Here is an 18,289-nt window from a genome sequence, read left to right on the forward strand (position 1 = left end):
CCCCACGGTTCCCCAAGGAGAATCACCATGAACCGCAAGCTCACCCTGCTCCTCCCGCTGGCCCTGATGGCCGCCTGCAGCCAGACCCCGGCCCCGGCCGGCACCGGCGGCGACGACGTGGCCCCGGCCGCGGCCAAGGCAGCAGACCAGCAGACGCTGGCGCACCTGGATGCGCAGCGCCTGCAGAGCCAGCACTGGCTGCTGCAGCAGGCCACCGGCGCCGACGGCAAGCGCATCGACGCGCTGTTCGCCCGCGAAGACAAGCCGGTCACCCTGGACTTCGCAGATGGCCGACTGTCGGTCAGCAACACCTGCAACCGCATGGGCGGCGGCTACACCCTGGCCGACGGCAAGCTGACGGTCAGCGCGATGGCCTCGACCATGATGGCCTGCACCGACAAGGCGCTGATGGCGCTGGACGAAGCCGTGTCGAGCCGCCTGCAGGGCGAGCTGAAGGCCGAGCAGAATGCCGATGGCAAGCTGACGCTGACCAACGCCAAGGGCGACGTGCTGGTGTTCAACCCGGAGCCGACCGCTGAAACCCGCTACGGCGGCGCCGGCGAAACCGTGTTCCTGGAAGTGGCCGCCAAGACGCAGAAGTGCTCGCACCCGCTGATCCCGGACTACCAGTGCCTGCAGGTGCGCGAAGTGAAGTTCGACGACAAGGGCCTGAAGCAGGGTGAGCCGGGCAAGTTCGAGAACTTCTACGGCACCATCGAGGGCTACACCCACGAAGACGGCGTGCGCAACGTGGTGCGCGTGAAGCGCTACGAAGTGAAGAACCCGCCGGCCGATGCGCCGTCGCAGGCGTACGTGCTGGACATGGTGGTCGAGTCGGCCATCGAAAAGAAGTAAATAAACAGAAGGGCGGCCACGAGGTCGCCCTTCTACGTTCTGTAGCGTCGACGCAGCCCCACGTGGCAGCCTTGCCACGATGAAGATTCTCGCCATATCCGGCAGCGCGCGCCGGCAGTCGACCAACACCGCTCTGCTGGTGGCCCTGAAAGCCATCGCGCCGCCCGGCATGGAGATCGAGGTCTACGCCGGGGTCGGCGAACTTCCGGTGTTCTCCCCCGATCTGGAAGGCACCGATGAACCCTGCAGCGTGACGCGCTTCAAGGCGGCCATCGCCCGCAGCGACGGTGTGCTGGTGTGCAGCCCTGAATACGTGCGTGGCATTCCCGGCGGATTGAAGAATGCGATCGACTGGCTCGTATCCGGCGACCAGATCGTCGGTCGGCCCATTGCGTTAGTGCATGCGTCCCATCGTGGCGAGGACATGCTGCAGGCACTTCGCGCGGTGCTGTCCACGGTCAGTGCCGCGTTCAGTACAACGCTGTTCCTGCGTGTACCGGTGCTGGGCCTGGAACCGGAGGAGATCTTCGAGGTGCTTCAGTCGGAAGTGCATCGCGCCGAAGCGGATGCGTTCCTGGCAGGGTTTGCTGTTTACTGCAGGTCCATTGCGTAGCAGAAGCAGCCGAGCATGGGCTCGGCTCTACAAGGCAAAGTCGAGCATGGCTCGACTCTGCAGAAAGCAAAGCCGGGCATGCCCCGGCCCTACAAGGGCTCTCAGCCCAGCGCCGGGTTCAAGGTGTAGGTGCCGTGCAGTGCCGCTTCGGCGAGCACGTGGCCGTGCATGGCGCGGTAGGCGTCGGCGGCGGTGAAGCGTGCCGGCAGCTGCAGCGATGCCACGTCCAGCGCGAACACCCGGAAGAAGTAGTGGTGCAGGCGTTCGTCGTTGAACGGCGGGTACGGGCCGTCATAGCCCAGGTAGTCACCGGCCATGTCCGGATTGCCTGCGAACCAGCCGGTGAAGTCGTTCAGGCCCTGGCGGCTGCCGGCCGGGCCGGCCGGTTCGGACTTGCCCTTCACCACGAAGCCGTCGCTGCAGCTGCCTGCGGCGATCTCGCGCACCGAGGCCGGAATGTCGGCCATTACCCAATGCACGAAATCACAGCGCGGCTGGTCGCGCGGCACGCTCATGTCGGTGCGGCCGACCGTCTCCGGCACGGTCGGCACGTCCGGATCGACACACACCAGCAGGAACGAACGGGTGCCCTCCGGCACATCGCTCCAGGCCAGGTGCGGATTGCGGTCCGGTGCGAAGCCCGCGGCATCGCCGGCGGCGAATTCGCGGTCGATCGGTGCACCGTTGGTCAGGCTGTGGCTGCTCAGTTGCATCGGCGTGTCCTCACTCTTCCGGATAACCCAGGCGCACCGCGATCGGGGTGAGCTTGGCGAAGGCGGCGCTCATCACGTCGCGGTAGTTGCGCCAGTGGCCCGGCGGGAAGCGCGGCGCACCCAGTTGCGCGGCTGGCGGCATCGGCCGCTCGAACAGGCGGCCCAGCAGTTCGGCCATCGCCTGCGGATCGTTGCCGATCTGGTCGATGCGCAGCAGCACCTGCGGGTACAGATCGTCCTCGTGCAGGGCGGCGACCTGGGCCAGCGCGCGCGCCAGCCATTCGCTGGCTTCGGCCAGCGAGGTCATTGCCAGCGGTGCGGCGGCACCGTAGGCCACCCAGTCCAGCAGCATGTCGCGCGGATCGCGCAGCACCACCAGCAGGCGGCCCTGCGGCAGCTGCGGGCGCAGCGCCCACAGCAGCGCGTTGTCCCACCACAGCAGCCAGTCGATGATCGCGTCGTCCTGCACGCCGCGCGACGGCAGCTGTTCGCGCCAGCGCTGCACCAGCCGCTCCGGGGTCAGCACGCCCGAGGCAAGGTCCTGCAGCGTGTGGTAGTTCTGGAACGCGTCGTCGGGTGCGTTGGAGGTATAGCGGTCGCTGCGCAGCACCGGGCTGGCGGCGGCCAGGCCGGTCGCCACGCGCTCCACGCCCGAACCCGGCGCGCCCCACAGGAAGATCGGCGCGGAAGTGGCATCACCGTCGATCTCGCCCTTGTCCGGCCAGTTCGGCGGCGCCTTGGCCTGCGGCGGCAGCGGCAGGCGCTGCGGTGCCTGGTCGGCCTGCAGTGCCAGCCAGGTCTGCAGCGCGTCTTCGTGCTGCCCGGCGCGATCCTGGATCTCACCCAGCCAGGTGCGCAGGTCGGCGCGGTGGCCTTCCGGTGCCATGTCGATCAGCGCCTGCACGCGGGCGACCGCGGCGGCCGGATCGCGCTGCAGCAGGCCTTCGACCAGGCGGGTTTCGCCGCTGACGCGGCCCGGTTCGAGGTTGACGATGCGCTCGGCGATCGCTTCGGCCTGGGCGTGTTCGCCCACCATGTCGTGCAGGCGCAGGCGCGCTTCCAGCGCCGGCAGGTGGCCCGGCATCGCGTCCATCCAGCGCTCGACCGTGGCGGCGGCGGTGGCACTGCCGACCTCTTCCACCGCCAGGCGTGCCAGCCACAGGTCGTGCAGCTGCGGGTGCTGCTCCAGGGCGGCATCCAGGCGTGCGCGGGCCTCGTCTTCGCGGCCCAGGCGCTGCCAGGACATCAGCAGCAACTGCAGTACGTCGCGGTCGTCAGGCAGCGATTCCAGCAACGGCAGCAGGTGCTCCAGCGCCTGCAGCGGCTGGCCGCTGCGCAGTGCCAGTTCGCCGGCCAGGCGGCGCATCGATGGCGTATCCAGGCCCTGCTGCTGCAGCGCGATCTGCATCGCTTCGGCGGCAGCGTCCAGGTTGCCCTGGCGCATGGCCAGCTGCACCACCAGGCCATGCAGCGAGGCGATGGTCGGGTTCAGTTCCAGCACGCGGCGGAACGCCTGCTCGGCGAAGGCCAGCATGTTCTTGCCCAGGTAGGCGAAGCCCAGTGCGTAGAGCACGCGAATGTCGTTGGGCTGGGCCTGGTTGGCGGCCGACAGCAGCGTCAGCGCGCGATCGGCATCATCGCGGCGCAGCGCGATCATGCCGTCGATGGTCAGCAGTTCCGGGTGGTCCGGTTCGACACGCGAGGCCAGGGTGGACAGGCGCTGCGCTTCATCGAAATCGTTGCGGCCGATCGCCAGGTGGGCCTGCATCAGGTAGGCAGCGAAGGCGTTCGGGTCCAGCCCGGTGGTGCGCGTCAGTGCTTCGCCAGCGCCGTCGAACTGGCGCAGGGCCAGCAGCAGGCCGGCGTGCTGCAGGTGCAGCTGGGCATTGTCCGGGGCCAGCTGCAGCGCCTGCTGCAGGGCCTCCATCGCGTCCTCGGCCTTGCCCTGCTGCTGCAGCGCAAGCGCCAGCCAGCGGTGGGCCTCGGCCTGGCCGGGTTCATCACGGGTCCACGCCTGGGCCAGCTGCACGGCCTGGTCGGCCTCGTTCTGGCGCAACGCTTGGATGATCTGGTCTTGCATGGCGGTCCGGTTCAAGGGCAAACCCGCATTGTAGCGGCCTGCGCGCCCGTGCCGGTTCAGCCTTGCAGCACGCGCTGCAGGCGCTGCGCCACCCAGCGCTCGGAGAAGCCGTCACCGCGCCAGTTTTCCAGGAAGCCACAGTGGCCGCCCCAGCAGGCGGTTTCCAGGTGCGCGTTGCGCGGCAGCTGCCAGTCGCTGAAGGTCGCGTACGGGATCACCGGGTCGTCCTGTGCCATCAGGATGTCGGCCGGCACCTGCAGCGAGGACAGGCGATCGCCGGCAATCGAGTAGCCGTCGAAATAGGCCTGCAACGAGCCGAAACTGGTGTGGCGCTCGACCAGCCAGGCGGTCAACGCGCGGATGTCCAGCTTCAGCACGCGGTCGTCGCAGTCGCTCAGTTCGGGGAACAGGTCGCGCTTGCGCCGCAACGAACCGGCCCACTTGCGCCGGAAGTACCAGTCGTACATTGCCGGGCCGTTCTCGATGCTCTCCATGGTCAGCGCCGGGTCCAGCACCGGGCATACCGAGGCGACGCGCAGCAGCGGCACGCCGGCCGCCGGCGCACGCAGGGCCAGGCGCAGCACGAAGTTGCCGCCCAGCGAGTAGCCGGCGGCCACCAGCGGCAGCTGCGGCCAGCGCTGGGCGATATCGCCTGCGGCATGCACCACTTCGTCGATCAGGTTGGAGTGGAAGATGCCGGGGTTGAGGTGATGGGTATTGCCGTGGTCGCGGAAATTCAGCCGCACCACGTCGAAGCCCTGTTCGAGCATGCGCGCGGCCGCCATGCGCATGTAGCTGGATTCGGCACTGCCTTCCCAGCCGTGCAGCAGCAGGGCCATGCCCTTGGGTTCGCGGCCTTCGACATGGCTGTGCCAGCCCTGCAGGCGCACGCCGTCGCCGCCGTCGAGGATCAGTTCCTCGCTGATCGCGCCGGTCGCGGCCAGCAGCAGCAGGCCGCGCTGCAGGCGCATGCGGCTGGAGCTGAGCATCGACTGCAGGTGCGGATTGCGCAGCCAGCGCGGTGGCTGGTAGTCAGCCGCGTGCAGCGTCGGCGTGCCGGCGTCCAGGACGGGTGGCGGGATCAGGGCCACCGCACCCTCACTGCGTGCTCATGGCCGCCACGATGCGCGCGCGCGACGTCTCCGCGATGCGCCGACGGCCTTCCAGGTCCTGCGCACCGATCGGTGCCAGGAAATGCACTTCCGCACGCCGCGCCGGCTCACCGAGCAGGCGCAGGAAATTGGCGAAGAAACTCTCGCCGGGGCCGAACGCGACAATGGTCTGCGCGTCGCCCTTGAGCCCGTACACCAGAGCCACCGGCTGCACCGGCACGCCGGTCTCAACCGCCGCCTGGAAGATGCGGGCATGGAACGGGCCCACTTCGTGGCCACCGCGGGTACGCCCTTCGGGGAACACGCCCACTGCCTTGCCTTCGCGCAGGCGATCGGCCATCACCTGCATCACGCCACCGAGCGATTCGGTGTTGCCGCGCTGGTGGAAGATGGTCTGCCCGCGCGCGGCCAGCCACCCGACCAGCGGCCAGCTGGCGATCTCGCGCTTGGCGACGAAGCCCATCATGCGCTGGCTGTGCAGGATGCAGATGTCGACCCAGCTGACGTGGTTGGCGACGAACAGCACGGCGCCGGGCAGCGGCCTGCCGATCTGCACCAGGCGGAAGCCGAAGATCCACATCAGCCCGCCCTGCCACCAGTTGACCACTTTGGCCCCCAGGGTCGCCTCGCCCACGCGCAGTTCGCCCCACGGCCGAAGCATGCCGATCAGGATGAGCGGCAGGAACACGACGATGTGGACCAACAGCAGCGGTACGCGGTACAGGTAACGGCACACACGCGCCACGCCGCCGCGGGGGGCCGGAGTGGGGGAAGTCATCCGCGCACGATACCGGAGGGCCGTCATCGCTGCCAGCCGATTTAGGCCATAACACCCATCGACCGGGGCAATCGGCAGGGAACGCTGGGTTCCGCTGCCGTCACCGCCCGTCCGGGGCTCAGCCGTGGCCGGCCGCCACCACCGCCAGGGTCAGCCGCGAGATGCACACCAGCCGGCCCTGCTCGTCCTCGATGCGGATCTCCCACAGCTGGGTGCTGCGGCCCACGTGCAGCGCGCGGGCGGTGCCGGTGACCGTGCCCGAACGCACCGCACGCACGTGGTTGGCGTTGATTTCCAGCCCCACGCAGATCTGCTTGGCCGTATCCACGCACAGGTTGCCGGCGCTGCTGCCCAGGGTCTCGGCCAGCACCACCGACGCGCCGCCATGCAGGATGCCGTAGGGCTGGCGGGTGCGCTCGTCCACCGGCATGGTGGCCTGCAGCCAGTCGTCACCGGCCGCGCTGAAGACGATGCCCAGCGACGCGATCGCGGTGTTGCGGCTGAGCGTATTGAGCTGCTCGAGGGAAACGGCTTCGCGGAACACCTGGGTCATGCGGGCACCTTCAGAGGATGGGAACGAGGCCGGCGCCGAATGCGGTCAGCATGCGTACCAGCAGCCACTTCGGGCCGACATTGACCTCGGGGAAATCACCCACGGCGACATAGCAGCGGTGGAAGCCCGGGTCCTGCCGGGGCAACGGCTGCGGGCAGTCCGGGCCGGGCTTGAACTCGTAGTCGGTGGCATAGCGCCACGGCCAGAAGTCGAGGATCGGCAGTGCTTCGGAGGCCTTGCCGACGCTGTAGTTGAGCCCGGACAGCACCGGCGGCTTGGCCCGCGGCGCCACCGTCCACGAGTTCTGCGGGTGGGTGTCGCGCAGGATGCTCTCGGCCAGCTGCTCGGCGAAGGCCGGGTCATCGATGATCACCGCGCCTTCGGTGTTGTAGTTCTCGCTGCGCGGGTCGAAGTTGTGGGTACCGACCACGCCGATGCGGCGATCGACCACCAGCGACTTGGCATGCAGGCCCATGCGCGCACCCTTGCGGGTGACCGGCAACGGCTTGTTGACCGCCTTGCTGCCCAGGAACGAGGGCCGGGTCTCGGTGCGCAGCAGGCGCGTTTCGACCTCGCTGCCGGCCGCACGGCGGCGCTCGCGCGCGTTCTGGTAGGCACTGCCGGTGCGCGGATGGTTCACCGGCCCCTGCTTGCCGGTGGGTGCCGGGTGCTCATCGCGATCGCGACGGTCGCCGGCATTGCTGCCGGCAGCACTGCCGCCGATCAGCGGGTTGCGCCCGCCGTCGTCGTCGCCTTCCGGCGCGGCGATCGGGTCGGGCAGCAGGTTGCGGTAATCGACCGGTGCATCCAGCGGGAACGGCTTGTATTCGAAGATGTTGAAGCCCAGTTCGCGCATGTTGCGCCGCTTGTACTTGTACGACAGCGCATAGACGATCGGGTTGTCGGTCGCCGCCAGGCTGTTGCTGGACACCACCACGCGCGGCGGCTGCGGTCGCTTGCGCAGCTCGCGGAACAGCTTCTGCGCCGGTTTGGACAGCACCAGGTACGGCGTCTGCAGGATCACTTCCTTCTGCGCGCCGGCGATCAGCGCATCCAGCTGCGGCTCGGTCACGTGCTGTCCGGCCAGCGGAGCATCGGCCTTCTCGCGCCGGTGCTTGCGCGGCAGGTCGGCGACATAGCGCACCGAGGCCACCGGCAACGCGGTATCGACGAAGGAACGGCTGACGAAGTCCATGTCATTGGCTTCGGCACTGACCCGCTCCACCCGCTCGGGGCGGCGGAAGCTGGCCGGCGGCAGGGTCGGCACGCCCTCGCGCAGCAGGGTGCGGCCGACATCGTTCAGGCGCTCGGCCGGCACGCTGCGCCTGGCGCGCCAGAAGGCATCGAAGTTGGCCGCCATCGCCCGCGCCTCCGGGCCGGCGATCAGCACGTCGCGGTCGCGGAAGTTGTACTCGCGGTCCCAGTCGTAATAGTCGTCCTGGTAGTTGCGGCCGCCGACCACGCCGATCGCATCGTCGATCACCAGCAGCTTGTTGTGCATGCGCTGGTTGAAGCGGCGGAAGCAGCACAGCACGCTGCCGGCATAGTCGAAGTAGTTCAGCCGGGCCTTGCCGAAGGTCGGGTTGTAGACCCGCAGCTGGAAGTTCTGGTGCGCGCCGGACAGGGCGCCGAGGATCTGCAGGTCGGAGATCGCCGAGAGCTGGTCGATCAGCACCCGCACCTTCACCCCGCGCCGCGACGCGGCCAGCAGCTCGTCGATGACCAGCCGGGCACTGTCGTCCTTGTCGAAGATGTAGGTCTGCAGGTCGATGCTGCGGGTGGCGCTGCGCAGCAGGTTCAGGCGCGCGACCAGGGCGCCCTCGCCCTCGTCGAGCAGGGTGGCGTAGTGGCGTGGCTGTTCCGGGGTGGATTCGGTGAACGCCCGGCCCGCCAGCGCACGCAACGGCGAGTCCTGCGCGCAGCGGTCGGCGCGCTGGCAGTCGACGTCGGTCGAGCGCGCCTGCACGGCAATCGCTTCGGCACGGTCACGCTCGGCATGCGAGAGCGATGCACAACCGCTGCCCAGCAACACGGTTGCCAGCGCCAGGACGCGCAGCAGGAGGTTCACGGTTTCGGCGCCTCGCTCAGGCGCGCACGCAATACGAAGGTCACTCGGTCACTCAAGGCTAGCTGCCAGCTGTCCATTCCGTACCGGCCTCGCTGCACGGTACCGCGGCTGACGACGTCGCAATCATAGCCGGGTCGGGCGCACTCCGCCTTCTCGACCTGCAATGACTCGGGGTGGCTGATGCCGCGCAGGGTCAGCCGGCCGTTGATGGCGCCGCCCTGCTCCACGGTCTCCGGCCAGTAGGGCAGCGAGTCGAACTCGACCACCGGATGGCGCCCGGCATCGAAGAACTCCTCGCCGCGCATCCAGCCGGTATAGCGCGCCTTGCCGGGGATCTCCACCGAGCGGGTGAACATCTTCAGGTGCACCTGGTGACGGCCGTCGGACAGGATCTCGATACGCCCCTCGAAGTGCGGGAACACGCCTTCGATGCGCTGGCCGAATCGGGTGCGCACCTCGAAGCCGATCCGCGAGCGCTGGGTATCCAGGCGCAATACCCGTGGCGCCTCGGCGGACACGGGCGGCAACGGGGTCGGTGGGGGCGCCGCGGCCCAGGCCGGGCCGAGCGCCAGCAACGCGGGCAGCAGGAAGCGGCTGCGCCGCGCCAGGCTCATCGGATCACGGCCACCAGAACGCGTTCAGGCTGGCCACGCCGGGTTCGATCGAGGCCTCGCGCGGGAAGCCAAGCACGGCCACGCCGCCCGGCGGCATGCCGCGATAGTCACTGCTGGTGCCGTCGGTCATCAGGGCCACCAGCTGCTCCAGGCCCGGGTTGTGGCCGACGATCAGCACCCGGTCCAGGTCACGACGCTCGTCCACCAGCGCCGCCAGGGTGCCCGGGGTGGCTTCGTAGATCCGGTCTTCCAGGCGCTTTTCGACATAGCCGATGGCCGTCATCACCGCTTCCAGGGTCTCGCGGGTACGTCGCGACGGCGAGCACAGCACGCAGTCGGGCAGCAGGTTGTTTTCCTTCAACCACTTGCCGGCGGCTTCGGCCTCGGCGAGCCCCACCGGCGACAGCGGCCGGTCGAGGTCGGCCTGGCCGGAAACGGCGGGTTCGGCATGGGCATGGCGCAGCAGGATCAGTTCACGCATCGCGGGTTTCCATGGAAAAGAGGATGCAGCAGGAGAAGTGAGGCAGGCATCAAAGCTTGAGCCAGGACAGCAGCGGCTCCCAGTCGGCCTGGTGTTCGCGCACCTGGGCGGAGCGATAGTCGAACAGGCTGCGGCCCAGGCCGGTCATGACCACGTAGCTCTGGCTGTCACGCAGCTGCGCGACCACCGGGTATGGCCATTCGGCCAGCATCTGCAGCGCCTGCTGCGAAGTCTGGGTCCAGGGTTTGGTGCGGTTGAGGACCAGCCCCACCGGCAGCTTGCGGCTGTGCACGCGCGGGTTCTGGGCCAGGCTGTTGAGGAAGCCGACGATGGCTTCGATATCCAGCGCCGAGGGCAGCACCGGCACCACCACGGCGTCGGCCGCGTCCAGGAAATGGGGGATATCGTCGGCCAGCGCACCGGCCGGTGCATCGATGATGACGGTATCGGTACCGTCAGGCAGCTTCTGCGCCCACTGCTTCTTCCGATACACATCGATGGGGAGCACCGCGCTTTCCAGCCCTGCACGCCGTTGTGCCCAACGGGTGCTGGAGCCCTGCGGGTCGGCATCGGCGATCACCGTGGCCTTGCCCTGCAATGCCGCGTACGCGGCCAGGTGGGTGGCGACGGTGGTCTTGCCCACCCCGCCCTTGGAACCGGCCACCAGGATCGTCTTCATGCCAGCCTCGCTTCCGGGTACGTGCCCCGAGCGTACACCGGCGGTGGTGACGGGAGGTAGCACCGTGCTGAACCAGTGGCCATCGCCTTTGCTATCGTGGCGCCCCCGAAGGATCGAACCGGCATGAGCGAACTGCAGGACCTGAGCGCACTGATCCGCGCCAATACCCCCCTGATCGTGATCGAGACCCAGGATGAGGCCCGCATCGTCGAGCTGTTCCGGCAGACGCTGATGCACGTGTGGCGGGCCCTGCACCGCTGGTCCATCACCGAGGGCCTGCGTCGCATCGACCTGGACCGCGAGGACCCGCCGGTCGGCCCGCCCGATGCCAGCGCCGCCCTGCAGATGATCCGCCAGGCCGATCAGCGGGGTGTCTACCTGCTGCTCGATTTCCACCCCTACCTGGGGTATGCCAGCCACCAGCGCGCGCTGCGCGACCTGATCCAGCGCCGCCATAGCGAGCCGCATGTGCTGGTGCTGATCGGCGCCAAGGTCGAGCTGCCGGCCGAGCTGGAGGCCCTGGCGGTGCGCTTCAACCCGCGCCTGCCCGATGCCAACGCCCTGCTGAAGATGCTGCGCGAGGAGGCCGACGCCTATGCGCGCGAACACGGCGGCCGCCGTGTCGAGGTCGACAGCGAGGCGGTGAAGAAGATCCTGAAGAACCTGCAGGGCCTGAGCCTGGTCGATGCCCGCCGCATCGCCCGCCAGCTGATCTACGCCGATGGCGCGCTGCGCGACGACGACCTGCCGCAGCTGGCACGGCTGAAGTTCGAGCTGCTCAACCGCAGCGGCCACCTGTTCTTCGAGCATGACAGCGCGCGCTTCGGCGACGTGGCCGGCGCCAACCGGCTCAAGCGCTGGATCAGCCAGCGCCGGGTGGCCTTCATCGCCGGCTCGGCACCGGCCGGCCTGGATCCGCCGCGCGGCATGTTGCTGCTGGGCGTGCAGGGCTGCGGCAAATCGATGCTGGCCAAGGCCACCGCCGCCGGCTTCGGCGTACCGCTGCTGCGCCTGGACGTGGGCGCGCTGTACAACAAGTACCACGGCGAGACCGAGGCCAACCTGCGCCAGGCGCTGGCCTCGGCCGAGCAGCTGGCGCCCTGCGTGTTGTGGATGGACGAGATCGAGAAGGGCCTGGCCAGCGGTGGCGAGGACGGTGGCGTATCGCGCCGCGTGCTCGGCTACCTGCTGACCTGGATGGCCGAACGCAAGGCGCCGGTCTTCATCGTCGCCACCGCCAACCAGGTACACGAGTTGCCGGCCGAACTGCTGCGCAAGGGCCGCTTTGACGAGATCTTCTTCGTCGACCTGCCCACGCCTGAGGTGCGTGTGGAGCTGCTGCGGCTGCACCTGGGGCGACGCCAGCTCAACGGCGACGACTTCGCGCTGCCGGCGCTGGCGGCCGCGGCCAATGGCTTCTCCGGCGCCGAGATCGAGCAGGCGATCGTGGCCGGGCTGTATGCGGCGCACGCCGAAGGCCGGCCGTTGGATACCGAGCTGCTGATGAACGAGATCCGTGCGACGCGGCCGCTGTCGGTGCTGATGGCCGAGCAGGTAGAGGCATTGCGGGCATGGGCGTCGGGTCGGACGGTTTCCGCGGACGATTGAAGTGGAAGCGCAAAAGCAAAAGCGCTTGGCTGGCTGCTCTTGAGGGCATGGGGGTCAGATCCGTTTTCCTCTGGAAAACGGATCTGACCCCAGTTCGATTTCTATCCCTGGCAGATCTCATCCACGCATGGCGTGGATCGACCGTGTCGACCAAGGTCGACACCTACCAACAGCCGCCGGAACCTGTCGAAGGCGGGGCACTGTGGGTTTGCGGGGTGTGAGCCGCATGGATGCGGCGACCAAGCCCCCATGGATGGGTTTACGGCGGCCCCGCAAACCCACAGTGCCCCGCCATCCCGCAGGAAGCCCCCTGTTGCAACGGCTGCTGCAGTTGCTCCAGCCGTTGCCTCTGCGGGTGCCGGGTGCAACCCGGCCCCCCCCTCCCTCAGGGCCAGGCCGGCGGCGCGGCCGCCCAGGCCTGCTGCACTTCCGCCAGCGAGGCGCGCTCGTCGTCACGCCACAACGGCAACAACTGCGCAAAGCGGCTGCTGTCGCTCCATTGCGTCGGCTCGGTACGCACCGCTGCGGCATACCACTGCACCGCCTCCTGCTTCTGCCCGGCCCGCCACAGCGCCAGCGCATAGGTGGGTGGCAGCCAGCCCGGCTTGCTCAGCGAACCACCGGCAGCGGCCTGCCATTGCTCCAGGGCGGCTTCGGGCTGGCCCTGACGCAGCAGGTCCCAGCCGTAATTCCAGCGCACGCTACGGCCCAGGCTGCCCTGCACCGGCGCATCCTTCAGTGCTTCGCGATACAGCTGTTCACCCAGCTCGGTGCGGCCCTGCGCAATGGCCACCGACGCCAGCTGCACGGTGGCCTCCACGGTACGCCGGCCGCGCTCGCGCTGTTTGAGCAGCTGCGCCACCAGCGCATCCCCGTCGGACTGGACCACGATCATGGGCACGGCGGCCGCATCGCTGTCGAAGTAGAACTCCTGTGGTGCCGGCACCGCCGGCGCGGCCCACACGGGGGCCGTTCCCGAGACCAGCAACATGCTGCCCAAGATCTTTGCTGCAACTGACATCCCTTCTCCCCAGGCCGCAACCGCAGCCTCCCTCTCTCTCCCCGATCCTAACCCCAGCATGGCCGCCGGCGCGAGTGCCGGGGCGGTCGGGCCTCGCTGCTACAATTCGCGCCTTTCCCGCCGCGTGCCTGCACGCGGCCGGTGCCAGCCGATCCTGACCGGGCCAGCCATGACCAGTACCGCGCAACTCACTTCGCCCTCTTCCGCCGACCTGATCGACCGTGACTACACGCTCGACCACAAGTACACCCGCAACGAGGGGCGGATCTACCTGAGTGGCGTGCAGGCGCTGGTGAAACTGCCGTTGATGCAGCGGCTGCGCGACGCGCACGAAGGCATCGACAGCGCCGGTTTCGTCAGTGGCTACCGTGGCAGCCCGCTGGGCGGCTTTGACCTGGAGCTGTGGCGCGCGCGCAAACACCTCGACGCGGCCAAGGTGAAGTTCACCCCCGGCCTGAACGAGGACCTGGGCGCCACCATGGTGTGGGGCACCCAGCAGACCAACCTGTTCCCCGGCGCCAACGTGCAGGGCGTGTTCGGCATGTGGTACGGCAAGGGTCCGGGCGTGGACCGCTGCGGCGACGTGTTCAAGCACGCCAATGCCGCCGGCACCTCGCGCCATGGCGGCGTGCTGGCGCTGGCCGCCGATGATCACGCCTGCCGCAGTTCAACCCTGCCGCATGGCAGCGAGGACGAGTTCGTCAGCGCGATGATGCCGGTGCTGAATCCGGCCGGCGTGCAGGACATCCTGGACATGGGCCTGCTGGGCTGGGCGATGAGCCGCTACACCGGCCGCTGGGTCGGCTTCAAGACGATCGCCGAGACGGTGGAATCGTCGGCCTCGGTCGAGGTCGATCCGATGGCGCGCCGCATCGTGCTGCCGGAAGACTTCGAGATGCCGACCGGCGGCCTCAACATCCGCTGGCCGGACCCGCCGCTGGACCAGGAAATGCGCCTGCACCGCTATGCGGTGAAGGCTGCACAGGCGTTCGCCCGCGCCAATGGCATCGACAAGGTGGTGATGGATGCGCCGCGCGCGCGGCTGGGCATCGTCACCACCGGCAAGAGCTACCTGGACGTGCTGCAGGCGCTGGAATACCTGGGCCTGGATGAAACGGCCTGCGCCGACATCGGCATCCGCGTGTACAAGGTCGGCATGACCTGGCCGCTGGAGCCGCAGGGCATCGCGCGCTTCGCGCAGGGCCTGGAAGACATCATCGTGGTGGAGGAGAAGCGTGCCTTCATCGAGCGCCAGATGAAGGAACAGTTCTTCAACTGGCCGGCCAGCTGGGGCCAGCGCCCGTCCATCGTCGGCAAGTACGACGAGAGCGGTGAGTGGATCCTGCCGTCCACCGGTGAACTTACCCCGGCCACCATCGCCGGCGTGATCGGTCGCCGCATCCAGAAGTTCTTCAACAACGCATCGATCGAGCAGCGCCTGCAGTGGATGCAGGAGAAGGAAGCCGAACTTGCGTTGCCGCGCGCCAGTTTTCCGCGCGTGCCGCACTACTGCTCCGGCTGCCCGCACAACACGTCCACCAACGTGCCGGAAGGCTCGCGTGCGCTGGCCGGCATCGGTTGCCATTACATGGTGACCTGGATGGACCGCAGCACCGATACCTTCACCCACATGGGCGGCGAAGGCGTGACCTGGGCCGGGCAGGCGCCGTTCACCGATACCCCGCACGTGTTCCAGAACCTCGGCGACGGCACCTACTTCCACAGCGGTTCGCTGGCGATCCGCCAGGCGGTCGCTGCCGGCGTCAACATCACCTACAAGATCCTCTACAACGATGCGGTGGCGATGACCGGCGGCCAGCCGGTGGACGGTCCGCTGAGCGTGCCGGACATCGCAAAGCAGATGCGCGCCGAAGGCATCCACACCATCGTGGTGCTGTCGGACAACATCGGCAAGTGGACCGGCCAGCGCGAGCACTTCCCCAGCGACGTCGAGTTCCATGACCGCAGCGAGCTGGACGAAGTGCAGAAGCGCCTGCGCGAAGTGAAGGGTGTTTCGATCCTGATCTACGAACAGACCTGCGCCACCGAGAAGCGCCGCCGCCGCAAGCGCGGCAAGCTGGAAGACCCGCAGAAGCGGGTGCTGATCAATTCGCTGGTCTGCGAAGGCTGCGGCGACTGCGGCAAGAAGAGCTTCTGCGTGTCGGTGCTGCCGAAGGAAACCGAGTTCGGGCGCAAGCGCGAGATCGACCAGTCCAACTGCAACAAGGACTATTCCTGCGTGAACGGCTTCTGCCCGAGCTTCGTCACCGTGCACGGTGGCCAGCCGCGCAAGGGCAGCAAGCGCGATGCGTCCACGCTGCTGGACAACCTGCCGGCACCGACCCTTCGCGACAGCCTGGAACAGCCCTGGAACATCCTGATCACCGGCGTCGGCGGTACCGGCGTGGTGACCATTGGCGCGCTGCTGGGCATGGCAGGCCACCTGGAAGGCAAGGGTGCGACCGTGCTCGACCAGACCGGCCTGGCGCAGAAGGGCGGCGCGGTGACCACGCATATCCGCATTGCCCGTCGCCCTGAAGACATCCACGCCGTGCGTATCGCCGCCGGTGAAGCCGACCTGGTGCTGGGCTGCGACATGGTGGTGGTCAACGATTACTGGGCGCTGTCGAAGGTGCGCGCCGGCCGTTCGCAGGTGGTGCTGAACACCTACGAAGCGATGCCGGGCACGTTCACCACGCGCCCGGACATGCAGTTCCCCGCCGCCGACATCATCGCCGGCGTGCGCGTGGCACTGGGCGGCCAGGAACCACTGCTGCTCGATGCCACCCAGCTGGCCACCGCGCTGCTGGGCGATGCCATCGCCGCCAACCTGTTCATCCTCGGCTACGCTTGGCAGCAGGGCCTGGTGCCGCTGTCGTTCGACTCCCTGATGCGCGCCATCGAGCTCAATGGCGCCGCCGTGGCGATGAACCAGCAGGCCTTTGCGTGGGGCCGCCTGGCCGTGGTCGATCCGCAGGCCGTGCAGCAGGCGGCCGGCCTGGTGCGCAACCGCCACACCGATGCCGAATCCACCCCGGGCCCGCTGCATCCGCTGCCGCCAGGCGAGTGGGAGGGCAATGAATGGGGTGCCACTGCGGCACCGCGCAACACCGGCGACGAACGCGAACTGCGCGGCCTGCCCTCGCACGGTGGCGACGTGGCGTTCCTGCCGCTGGATGACGCCCGCCTGTCGCGCTCGCTGGATGAAATGATCGAGCGCCGCGCCGCGTTCCTGGTCGAGTACCAGGATGCGGCCTACGCCAACCGCTACCGCCGCCTGGTCGAGCGCGTGCGCACCGCCGAAGCCGAGCGCATCGGCGGCTCCACTGCGCTGACCGAGACCGTGGCCCGCTACCTGTTCAAGCTGATGGCCTACAAGGACGAGTACGAAGTGGCCCGCCTGTACACCAGCGGCGACTTCCAGCGCCGCCTGCAGCAGCAGTTCGAGGGCGATTACCAGCTGCGCTTCCACCTGGCGCCGCCGCTGTTCGCCAAGAAGGATGAGCAGGGCCGGTTGCTGAAGAAGGAATACGGCCCGTGGATGTTCAAGGCCTTCGGCCTGCTGGCCAGGCTGAAGTTCCTGCGTGGCGGCCGCTTCGACGTATTCGGGCGCACCGCGGAACGCCGCATGGAGCGCAAGCTGATCGGCGATTACGAGGCCACCGTGCAGGTACTGCTGGACGGCCTGGATGACGACCGCCTGGCCCTGGCGGTGGAGATTGCCAGCATCCCCGAGCACATCCGCGGCTTCGGCCACGTCAAGGAAGCGCATTTCGAGCAGGCCAAGGCGCGCGAAGCGGCCCTGCTGGCGCAGTGGCGCAATCCGAAGGCGCTGCATATCGTGCAGGTGGCCTGAAGGGAGTGCCGGCCGCTGGCCGGCATTCATCCCGGCAATCGGTTGCCGGCCAGCGGCCGGCACTACCGATGGTTTACCCCAACCGCCACAGCAGCAGGCGGTTGTTGGCCGGCATCGCCACATCCCCCAGGCGGGTGAATCCGTGGTCGGCGGCCAGCGCCTGCACCGCTTCGCTATCGCGGATGCCGCTGCGCGGGTCGCGCGCCTTCAGCCAGGCATCGAACTGCGCGTTGCTGTCGCTGCTGTAGCGGCCGCCGTAGTTGAACGGGCCGTACGCGGCCAGCAGCGCGCCGCGACGCAGCACCGATGGCAGCGCGGCGAACAACGCCTGCACGTGCGCCCAACTCATGATGTGCAACGTGTTGGCGCTGAACGCGGCGTCGAACGTGCTGCCCTGTGGCAGGCTGAGCCCAGGCGCCGGTGGCAGTTCCACCTGCAGCGCCACCGCCGGCAGCAGGTTCAGCAGCGCCGCTTCCGCGCGCCAGGCCTCGATGCCGGGCAGATGGTCCGGATGGTCGCTGGGCTGCCAGCGCAGCCAGGGCCAACGCTCGGCGAAGAAGGCCGCGTGCTGGCCGGTGCCGCTGCCGATTTCCAGCACCCGATGGCGGTCGCCCATCCACGGGTCGAGTGCGGCGGCGATCGGTTCGCGGTTGCGCTCGCAGGCTTCTGAATGCGGCTTGCTCGACATCAGGACGGTGTCCAGGCGGGGTCGGCCCATTGTGCACGAGGGAGTGTTCTGAGCAGGGCTGCGCCCTGCACCTGCTTCAAGCCACAGCAACGGCAACAGCCAAAGCAACAGCAACAGCGGGCTTCCTGAGGGATGGCGGGGTGGATCCGGTGGCAGGGGACGCCGTAAATCCGTCCATGGAGGCTCGGTCGCGCCATCCATGGCGCTCACGCCCCTGCCACCGGACCCACCCCGCCTTCGACAGTTGGCCGCGATCTGTCGGAAACACTCTTGGGGTCAGATCCGTTTTCCGCAGGAAAACGGATCTGACCCCGAATTTCATTCGATATCTGACAGATGTGTCGACCAAGGTCGACACCTACCAGCAGCGCACGGAATCTGTCAGAGGCGGGGCGGTGTGGGTGGGCAGGACCGTTGGCGCCATGGATGGCGCCATCGAGCCCCCATGGGTGAGGGCGCTTTGCTTGCGAAGCACTGCTTCGCAAGCGCCCGAACGCACAGCCGCCAGCGGCTGGGCCGGACCCCGGAGGGGGGTTTACGGCGTGTCCTGCCCACCCACACCGCCCCGCC

The 18,289-nt window shown here is 68.5% G+C and carries 15 protein-coding genes; 4 read left to right on the forward strand and 11 right to left on the reverse strand.

Features of this window, described 5'->3' with window-relative positions:
- Window positions 1–27: 27 nt before the first annotated feature.
- Together VG561_RS20020 and VG561_RS20025 are read left to right on the forward strand one after the other, a co-directional pair.
- On the forward strand, window positions 28–855 hold the full coding sequence (locus VG561_RS20020) for an META domain-containing protein (RefSeq protein WP_423179926.1): 828 nt from the start codon (window positions 28–30) through the stop codon (window positions 853–855).
- 79 nt (window positions 856–934) lie between these two features.
- Window positions 935–1,468: an NADPH-dependent FMN reductase gene (locus VG561_RS20025; protein ID WP_014645488.1), complete on the forward strand. Its 534-nt coding sequence runs from the start codon at window positions 935–937 to the stop codon at window positions 1,466–1,468.
- A gap of 101 nt (window positions 1,469–1,569) precedes the next feature.
- Here the strand turns inward: VG561_RS20025 and VG561_RS20030 are convergent, their stop codons facing one another.
- The 9 genes from VG561_RS20030 to VG561_RS20070 all read right to left on the reverse strand — a co-directional run bounded on the left by VG561_RS20030 (window position 1,570) and on the right by VG561_RS20070 (window position 10,546).
- Entirely contained in the window at window positions 1,570–2,181 is a 612-nt protein-coding gene (locus VG561_RS20030; protein ID WP_014645487.1) for a YbhB/YbcL family Raf kinase inhibitor-like protein, read from the reverse strand.
- Between the two features lie 10 nt (window positions 2,182–2,191).
- Complete coding sequence (locus tag VG561_RS20035; protein WP_423179927.1) at window positions 2,192–4,261, reverse strand: tetratricopeptide repeat protein; 2,070 nt, start codon at window positions 4,259–4,261, stop codon at window positions 2,192–2,194.
- A gap of 56 nt (window positions 4,262–4,317) precedes the next feature.
- Window positions 4,318–5,307, reverse strand: a complete 990-nt coding sequence (locus VG561_RS20040) for a YheT family hydrolase (RefSeq protein ID WP_046427777.1) — start codon at window positions 5,305–5,307, stop codon at window positions 4,318–4,320.
- Between the two features lie 52 nt (window positions 5,308–5,359).
- The gene (locus tag VG561_RS20045) at window positions 5,360–6,151 is read right to left on the reverse strand and encodes a lysophospholipid acyltransferase family protein (RefSeq protein ID WP_049441701.1); all 792 of its coding nucleotides are present in this window, start codon (window positions 6,149–6,151) and stop codon (window positions 5,360–5,362) included.
- Between the two features lie 118 nt (window positions 6,152–6,269).
- Window positions 6,270–6,704 (reverse strand): hotdog fold thioesterase, encoded by a 435-nt coding sequence (locus VG561_RS20050; protein ID WP_014035502.1) that lies wholly within the window; start codon window positions 6,702–6,704, stop codon window positions 6,270–6,272.
- Window positions 6,705–6,714: 10 nt separating this feature from the next.
- Window positions 6,715–8,772 (reverse strand): phospholipase D family protein, encoded by a 2,058-nt coding sequence (locus VG561_RS20055; RefSeq protein ID WP_049408351.1) that lies wholly within the window; start codon window positions 8,770–8,772, stop codon window positions 6,715–6,717.
- Entirely contained in the window at window positions 8,769–9,386 is a 618-nt protein-coding gene (locus VG561_RS20060; protein ID WP_014645483.1) for a YceI family protein, read from the reverse strand. The genes VG561_RS20055 and VG561_RS20060 overlap by 4 nt, the downstream gene beginning before the upstream one ends.
- A gap of 4 nt (window positions 9,387–9,390) precedes the next feature.
- Complete coding sequence (locus tag VG561_RS20065; RefSeq protein WP_014035499.1) at window positions 9,391–9,867, reverse strand: SixA phosphatase family protein; 477 nt, start codon at window positions 9,865–9,867, stop codon at window positions 9,391–9,393.
- 49 nt (window positions 9,868–9,916) lie between these two features.
- A complete protein-coding gene (locus tag VG561_RS20070) occupies window positions 9,917–10,546 on the reverse strand; it encodes a ParA family protein (protein WP_005420986.1) in 630 nt (209 codons plus the stop codon).
- Window positions 10,547–10,669: 123 nt separating this feature from the next.
- Between VG561_RS20070 and VG561_RS20075 the strand changes: the two genes are divergently transcribed.
- Window positions 10,670–12,154: an AAA family ATPase gene (locus tag VG561_RS20075; protein WP_014645482.1), complete on the forward strand. Its 1,485-nt coding sequence runs from the start codon at window positions 10,670–10,672 to the stop codon at window positions 12,152–12,154.
- Between the two features lie 385 nt (window positions 12,155–12,539).
- Here the strand turns inward: VG561_RS20075 and VG561_RS20080 are convergent, their stop codons facing one another.
- Window positions 12,540–13,175: a tetratricopeptide repeat protein gene (locus VG561_RS20080; protein WP_046427754.1), complete on the reverse strand. Its 636-nt coding sequence runs from the start codon at window positions 13,173–13,175 to the stop codon at window positions 12,540–12,542.
- Between the two features lie 169 nt (window positions 13,176–13,344).
- Between VG561_RS20080 and VG561_RS20085 the strand changes: the two genes are divergently transcribed.
- On the forward strand, window positions 13,345–17,031 hold the full coding sequence (locus VG561_RS20085) for an indolepyruvate ferredoxin oxidoreductase family protein (protein ID WP_423179928.1): 3,687 nt from the start codon (window positions 13,345–13,347) through the stop codon (window positions 17,029–17,031).
- A gap of 73 nt (window positions 17,032–17,104) precedes the next feature.
- On the opposite strand, the gene VG561_RS20090 is transcribed toward VG561_RS20085, so the two are convergent.
- A complete protein-coding gene (locus VG561_RS20090) occupies window positions 17,105–17,719 on the reverse strand; it encodes a DUF938 domain-containing protein (protein WP_142235506.1) in 615 nt (204 codons plus the stop codon).
- Between the last annotated feature and the right edge of the window lie 570 nt (window positions 17,720–18,289).

This window comes from Stenotrophomonas sp. CASM110, assembly GCF_049384345.1.
In the GTDB taxonomy this organism is placed as follows: domain Bacteria; phylum Pseudomonadota; class Gammaproteobacteria; order Xanthomonadales; family Xanthomonadaceae; genus Stenotrophomonas; species Stenotrophomonas muris.